This is a genomic window from Succinimonas sp. (genome assembly GCF_045225735.1).
Lineage (GTDB): Bacteria > Pseudomonadota > Gammaproteobacteria > Enterobacterales > Succinivibrionaceae > Succinimonas.
The window spans coordinates 1-4,516 of record NZ_JBGVBR010000435.1; the positions used below are offsets into that span (position 1 = coordinate 1).

The 4,516-nt window shown below is 51.0% G+C and carries 5 protein-coding genes; all 5 read right to left on the reverse strand.

The genetic code is table 11. The annotated features are described in order from the left end of the window. Positions 1 to 108: 108 nt before the first annotated feature. Entirely contained in the window at positions 109 to 570 is a 462-nt protein-coding gene (locus tag ACJROR_RS15170; protein ID WP_406547823.1) for a hypothetical protein, read from the reverse strand. A 65-nt stretch (positions 571 to 635) separates the two neighbouring features. Then, a complete protein-coding gene (locus tag ACJROR_RS15175) occupies positions 636 to 1,778 on the reverse strand; it encodes a GTPase (RefSeq protein ID WP_406547824.1) in 1,143 nt (380 codons plus the stop codon). A 103-nt stretch (positions 1,779 to 1,881) separates the two neighbouring features. Next, complete coding sequence (locus ACJROR_RS15180; protein ID WP_406547825.1) at positions 1,882 to 2,457, reverse strand: hypothetical protein; 576 nt, start codon at positions 2,455 to 2,457, stop codon at positions 1,882 to 1,884. 33 nt (positions 2,458 to 2,490) lie between these two features. Then, the gene (locus ACJROR_RS15185) at positions 2,491 to 3,681 is read right to left on the reverse strand and encodes a hypothetical protein (protein ID WP_406547826.1); all 1,191 of its coding nucleotides are present in this window, start codon (positions 3,679 to 3,681) and stop codon (positions 2,491 to 2,493) included. A gap of 260 nt (positions 3,682 to 3,941) precedes the next feature. After that, the coding region (locus ACJROR_RS15190; protein ID WP_406547827.1) for an EF-Tu/IF-2/RF-3 family GTPase at positions 3,942 to 4,516 on the reverse strand (575 nt) is incomplete at its 5' end.

A 4,516-nucleotide genomic window follows, 5' to 3' on the forward strand; every position in this document is an offset into this window, starting at 1 on the left:
CAAAATACTTATATTTGCATTGATTATATACTCATAAAATACAATGCATGTTATATGAGCATACTCAGCTGCCGGCATCAGGAAGCATATTTATAATCAGATGGATGCTTATTTTTTGTTTTTCCGGGGCTTTACATCACTGCATTCAAGCTCAATCTCATTAATCCGGGCAATGGTTCTGTCAATGGCCTTAAGACGTTCCCGCTCATTGTTAACAAGTCCCCGGAGCGCATCAGAAACCCGATGCATCATCTGCGCAGGGGGAAGAGACTTATTCCCGAAATCGAAGCAGCCGGCAATTTCCCGGGCCAGAGGGCCGGTTTCCCGGACTGCCTCCATCACCGAGGCAAAGCTGTCATCAATCTCATCAACACCGTTATCGCTCATGCGGGAAATCTTACGTTCCATATCCCGCACCTCCTGCTCCATGCGGGCGATCTCGTTCCTGAGACTGGCATCGGAATAATTGCGATGGTCGCTGTAATTGCGGTGATTGCTGTGATCATCATGAGAGGCCGCGGCCCCGATCACCGTCCCCACAGCCGCCACGCCGACAATAGCTACAAACATAAACCGAACCTCTTGCTGCCCGTCTTTTAATATCCCTTGTTATACCTGCACCCGAAAAACTGTAATCAGTATCTCTCCTCGTTCCACTGCCTCTTCAGCGCCGCCAGCCGGGCTCTGAGACCGTTAAGCCTGGCAGTGGCGGCATCTATGGCTGAGGAGCTATCCGAAAGCTTTTGCTCAATGGCGTTAACCTGACCATAGACATTCCTGAAGGCCTTAAGCCGTGCATTCAGGGGCGGACTGAGAGAGGCGGCGATCTCCTTGCATTTCTCCTTGCAGAATTTGAACTGCCCCCTTCTGAGAGCCCGGTTCTCAGACTGCCAGACCGGAGCCTGCTTTGTGATGAATTCTCTGATTTCACAAATGCCGCTGCCCTTAAGAAAGGCCTGCTTCTTTTTCTCGCTGGTTTCTTCCTGATACTTTTTGTACCGGGAGTTTGACACCTCAAAAAACCTGATATTGTCCATGCCGAGTTCGCTTGCAAGAGCGTCCTTGATTTTCTCCCTGATGGCCTGAATTTCATCGGGCTTGTAGCTGTCAACAAAGGTCAGTGCAATGGCCATGTGGGTCTTGAGATAATCCCGGGGGAAGATCTTGCACAGTCTTTTAAGATAGGAAATCTCCTCCGAATGAAGCTCGCCGATTCTCAGGGTATGCACGAAAAGGATAAAATTCGCACTGCTGTAGATGTTAAAGGCCTCGCTGTCATCCTCCGCATTAGCCTCAAGTCCCGGGGTATCCGTGAAGAAAATACTGTCCCGGTACTTTACCCGGCGGTTTACCACGGTTTCGCGCACATCGTTAACCTTGAAAACATCGCTGTCCATCAGGGAGTTAAGGAGACTGCTCTTGCCGTGATTCATGCGTCCGGCATTTATGATGTTAATGCAGGCGGCATCGCGGCCGAGTCTGACGGCAGCCTCCCGAATGCCCTGCTCCATCCGGGCCAGCACGCCTTCCGGATCGGTTTTGCCGTTTTTAACCGCATCCCGCTTCATTTGCTTAAGCATGGCATCGATGCTGAACAGCTTAACGGACGGGGACTTTGGCTTGGGGCCTGATTTAGCCTGAGTAGGGTTAGTACCGGATGGTTTTCTGACAGGTTTTCCGGCATGGGACTCCGGGGCTTTTCCTGAGACAGATTTACCGCACCCGGGACAAAACCTGACGCCATTCTCGATCTCATCACCGCAGTACGGACACTTCATACCTGTCGATCTCCATTCATAAACAACGCCGTTTTCCTTCCCCAGAGGGCCAAATCAGCTTAAGCCTGACACTCCCGGGGCTTTCCGGGACAGCGGAAAACTCTCATTTCACAAACTCCAGATCAGGTTCGCAATGGTACTTTGCCGCATAGATCCCGAAAAGCTGGTTCATTTTGCTTTTGGCGATTTCCATATGCTCGTCCCGGTATTTCCGCTCCTCATCCAGCATCTTCTTGTTCATTATGTGATCCACATCCACATAAATGCCGTCCTTGTCCTTAAGCCGCATTTCCCCGTCGGTGGATTCCCGTACCACTGTCCTCCGGTTTTTGGGTCGGAAGGGGCTGTTCCTGACAACGGCTGACAGGATGCAATTATCGCCGTCCTTGATGATTCTCGGCGGCTTAACAAACTGAAAACCGTAATCTATCGAGGCCAGATCCTTCTGATAATAAATGTTGTTCTTGAAGATCAGATTTTCCTCGGTGTGATGATAGGTCACGCTATAGGAGGCTTCCAGTGTGGCCAGCATCATGCCGTTCATGGCAGCAACCACTTCGCTGACATCCTGATCCTGAGCGGAAACTGCGGGAGATCCGGCGGCAAGCATGGCAACAGGCATTACCAGAGCCATGAGCATGCTTTTTCCGGAGCGGAAGAAAATTCTGGTGTTTTTCATAATCGCATTCCTTTTTCTTGAATTCCTGAACCCTTACTTTTTCTGACCATCAGGAGAGACCTTCTCAGAGCCTGCAGCTGCGGCGGCAGGTTCTGCTTCCGCCTTTTTGGCAAAAATGGCATCGCAGGCAGGCTGAAGAAAAGTCCGGAGCTGTTTCTGACTGTCCTTGACGTTAAAGATCCGGTAGCGATTCATCTCACCTATAAGCATCCCATTGCGGCGCTCCGGATCAGCATCCCATTTAAAGCAGTCGCCGGACACGTCATACTTGCCTGCCTGTTCCTGGGTCTGGGAGTTTACCGCCAGGAGCTCCGGCTTCGGGAGAGCTGCGGTATTCCCGCTGCATACCGCCTCCATCACCTTTTCATCATCCAGATATTTCCCAAGATCCCGGTAACCGTAATGAATCCGGTATTTCTTGATGCAAATACCGTCCAGATACCTTCCTGACAGCATACCTTCATCGTAGTGCATATCCTCCTTGTCTATGGAGATGAAACCGGTGTAAAGCTTTTCAATGGTTTGGATGCCCATAAGCTCGGATTCGGTTTTTACCACGATTTCAGATTTGAAAAGGTTAGTGATCATGCCCATGATGCTCGTGGGAGCATCCTTAAATACCTCATAGGAGAAACAGCAAAACAGGGCAAACCAGAAGATTATCTGCACAAGCTTTGATCCCATTCCCACGGGGACTTTATCGGGAATGACGGGAGGCAGGGAGCCGGTGTCCGATCTTTCGCGATAATCGGGGTTATCATAAGAGGCCGTGTCATCTGCATAGGAAGAAGCTGAATCAGAAGCAATGTCGTCTGCATAAGAAGAGGAAGAGACATCCTCTGAGGTGACGCTGTCAGGATCGCTCCAGTCGGTTCTGCCGTCCTCGGTGTCAGATCCGGCATTCTCATTATCAGATAATGGCTCCTGCTTTGCCTCGTCCTTCTTTGCTTTGCGAAGATTCCTGAAAAAGTCGCAGATCCTCCCCATGTGAGAGCCGGCGCTGTCGTTCGCCCCGGCCTCCTTCTTGGTCAGGAAGCGGTAAAGTCCCCAGCCGGCAGCAAACAGAATTAAAGATATAACAACCAGCCAGTGAAAACCGATATCCGCATGGGAGTTCAGAATCCAGAGAGCAAGTCCGGCATCTGCCAGTATAAGCGCGGCGCGAATGAGATAGAAAAACACATCATTCAGGAATATGTTCAGTATGAAGGTCACTAGTTTCATAACAAGAATCCTCTGCTAATGGCGACCTTGGCGGTAACCTTGTACGTTAAATCAATTGCGACTGAAGATAATCAACGTGATTTCTCCGGTTATGGCGCGAAATTTTCTGTTAATTCAGCTCCCGGCTGTATTTTCCGGCCTGTCTCAGGCTATCCTGTCTTCGTTTCATTTTGAGGAAGATCCCCGCTGCCATTTACAGTTATACCTTGCTTTACGTCCATCTAATGGATATTCAGGGACAGTCATGACCATCAGGGTTCTCAATCCAAAGTCTCGGCAACAACACCGATACCAAAGGTATGGCCGCCTTCGCGGATCGCAAAGCGGAGTCCCCTGGACATGGCAATCGGGTGAATCAGAGTTACGTTCATGGTTACGTTGTCTCCGGGCATAACCATTTCGGTGCCCTCAGGAAGAGCGATGGTGCCGGTTACGTCAGTGGTTCTGAAGTAGAACTGCTGACGATAGCCGTTAAGGAATGCAGTGTGTCTGCCGCCCTCTTCCTTGGTCAGAACGTATACTTCTGCCAGGAACCTGGTGTGGGCAGTAATGGTGCCAGGCTGAGCGAGAACCTGTCCGCGCTCAACTTCCTCGCGCCTGGTGCCGCGGAGCAGTATGCCCACGTTCTCGCCGGCGCGGCCTTCGTCGGGACTCTTGCGGAACTGTTCAACGCCGGTGCACACGGTGGTGGCGGTAGGTCTGATACCAATGATTTCAACGCTGTCGCCTACCTTGATGATGCCGCGCTCTACACGGCCGGTTACTACAGTGCCGCGGCCGGAAATGGAGAATACGTCTTCAATCGGCAGCAGGAACGGATGGTCTACATCGCGTA

Bases quoted from the DNA above. Each gene is read 5' to 3' on its own strand.
- ACJROR_RS15170 (WP_406547823.1), bottom strand. From the start codon at position 570: ATGTTTGTAGCTATTGTCGGCGTGGCGGCTGTGGGGACGGTGATCGGG.
- ACJROR_RS15175 (WP_406547824.1), bottom strand. From the start codon at position 1,778: ATGAAGTGTCCGTACTGCGGTGATGAGATCGAGAATGGCGTCAGGTTT.
- ACJROR_RS15180 (WP_406547825.1), bottom strand. From the start codon at position 2,457: ATGAAAAACACCAGAATTTTCTTCCGCTCCGGAAAAAGCATGCTCATG.
- ACJROR_RS15185 (WP_406547826.1), bottom strand. From the start codon at position 3,681: ATGAAACTAGTGACCTTCATACTGAACATATTCCTGAATGATGTGTTT.